The organism is Pseudomonas sp. DF5 (genome assembly GCF_058148225.1).
On the sequence record NZ_JBYVYM010000056.1, the window covers coordinates 1 to 1,855 of the forward strand.

Consider the following 1,855-nt stretch of genomic DNA (forward strand, 5'->3'; position numbering starts at 1 on the left):
GGGATTCGTACGGGAGATGGGATCTGTGTTTGAAACAGGTCCACTGTGGGAGCGGGCTTGCCCGCGATGAGGCCGGTACAAACACCGCAAATCCCAGACAAAAATAAATCGGCCAATTGGCCGGTTTATTGTTTTATACCCTCCTCTCAGGCCGCTTCTGCCGCCTGTGCCTGACGCACCACCGCTGCCAATCGCTTGAGCCCTTCGTCCAGCCGTGCCGGGTCGATGTGGCTGAAATTCAGCCGCAGATGACCGTGATTATTGTCCGGCTCAGGAAAAAACGGTTCGCCCGGCATGAACGCCACATCTGCTGCCAGCGCCGCTTTGAGCAGCGTTCGGGTATCCAGCGGCTGCTTGAGCGTCAGCCAGAAAAACAGCCCACCCTGCGGCACGTTCCAATCCGCCAGATCGGAAAAGTGCCTTTCCAGTGCCGACTGGAACGCATCCCGACGAACCCGGTAGAAGTCCCGCAACTCGCCCAAGTGCTGCTGGTATTTTTCAGTACCGATCCATTGCAGCGCTTGCCATTGCCCGATGCGGTTGGTGTGCAGATCGGCCGATTGCTTGAGCCGCAGCAAATGCGGGAACAGGTCCGGACTGGCGATCAGGTAACCCACTCGCAAGCCCGGCAACAGGGTTTTCGAGACCGTGCCGGTGTAGATCCAGCTGGCCTTGGTCAGGCGGCTGACGATCGGCGTGGCACTGCCGCCATCGAAGGTCAGTTCGCGATAGGGTTCGTCTTCGATCAGGGTCACGCCGAATTCGTCGAGCAACGCTGCCACCGCATCACGCTTGGCTTCGCTGTAGCGCACCGCCGACGGATTCTGAAACGTCGGGATCAGGTAGATGAACGCTGGCTTGTGTTGTTCCAGACGGCTGCGCAGTTGCGCCAGGTTCGGGCCATCAGCCTCCAGCGGGACGGTGATGCAGTCGGCGCCAAACAGCTGAAAAATCTGCAACGCCGCCAGGTAGGTCGGCGCTTCAAGCAGGATTTCGGTGCCTTTGTCGATGTGAAGCTTGGCCGCCAGATCGAGGGTTTGTTGCGAACCGCTGACCACCAGCACCTGACTCGCCTCGCACGGCACGCCCAGCGCCCGGGCTTCGGCCGCCAACGCTTCACGCAACGCCGGCTCGCCTTCGCTCATCCCATATTGGCCCATGGACAGCGGCATGTCCGCCCACTCGACTTTCGGCAGCATGGCTTCGGCCGGCAAGCCGCCGGCGAACGACATCACTTCCGGGCGCTGGGCGGCGGCGAGGATTTCACGGATCAAAGAACTTTTAAGGCGCGAGACACGTTCGGAAAAAGCCATGGGGGTCACCGGTAGCGAGGCCTGAGGAAAATGAGTCAAACTGATTGACCGAAATTACGACAGACCGAGCGGATACGTCAACATGCTTGACCTTAAAAACCCCACCACCCAGCAACAAGCCATGGAAGCGTTCTTCTTCGGCTATCAGGCCTTCACCGCCAAGGCTGATGAAATGCTCGAGCGTCGCGGCTTGAGCCGGGTGCATCAGCGCATCGTGTTTTTCATCGCGCGTTATCCGAACCTGAGCGTCAAGGAGTTGCTGGCGTTGCTCGGCGTGACCAAGCAGGCGCTGAACATTCCGCTGCGGCAGTTGGTGGAAATGCATTTGGTGAACAGCGTCGCGTCCCAGACCGACAAGCGTAAGCGGCTGCTGGAACTGACTGTGGAAGGCGCGCGGTTCGAGCAGTCGTTGCGGCGCGAGCAGGTGAAATTGCTCGAGCGGGTGTTTGCCGAGGCTGGGGAGACGGCGGTGAATGGCTGGTTGGCGGTGAATCTGGCGTTGGGGGAGAACCAGCAGAAGATGTGAGCGATCTCAAATACAT

Annotated in this window: 2 protein-coding genes; one reads left to right on the plus strand and one right to left on the minus strand. The window is 59.7% G+C overall.

The window, feature by feature from the left end; all coding sequences use genetic code 11:
• Positions 1-146: 146 nt before the first annotated feature.
• Complete coding sequence (locus AC30D7_RS28660; RefSeq protein ID WP_490136318.1) at positions 147-1,313, minus strand: aminotransferase-like domain-containing protein; 1,167 nt, start codon at positions 1,311-1,313, stop codon at positions 147-149.
• 82 nt (positions 1,314-1,395) lie between these two features.
• Here AC30D7_RS28660 and AC30D7_RS28665 point away from each other — a divergent pair, with 82 nt between their 5' ends.
• Positions 1,396-1,839: a MarR family winged helix-turn-helix transcriptional regulator gene (locus AC30D7_RS28665; RefSeq protein WP_019579701.1), complete on the plus strand. Its 444-nt coding sequence runs from the start codon at positions 1,396-1,398 to the stop codon at positions 1,837-1,839.
• Positions 1,840-1,855: the final 16 nt, after the last annotated feature.

Coding starts and splice junctions, on each gene's coding strand:
- AC30D7_RS28660 (WP_490136318.1), bottom strand. CDS start 1,313: ATGGCTTTTTCCGAACGTGTCTCGCGCCTTAAAAGTTCTTTGATCCGT.
- AC30D7_RS28665 (WP_019579701.1), top strand. CDS start 1,396: ATGCTTGACCTTAAAAACCCCACCACCCAGCAACAAGCCATGGAAGCG.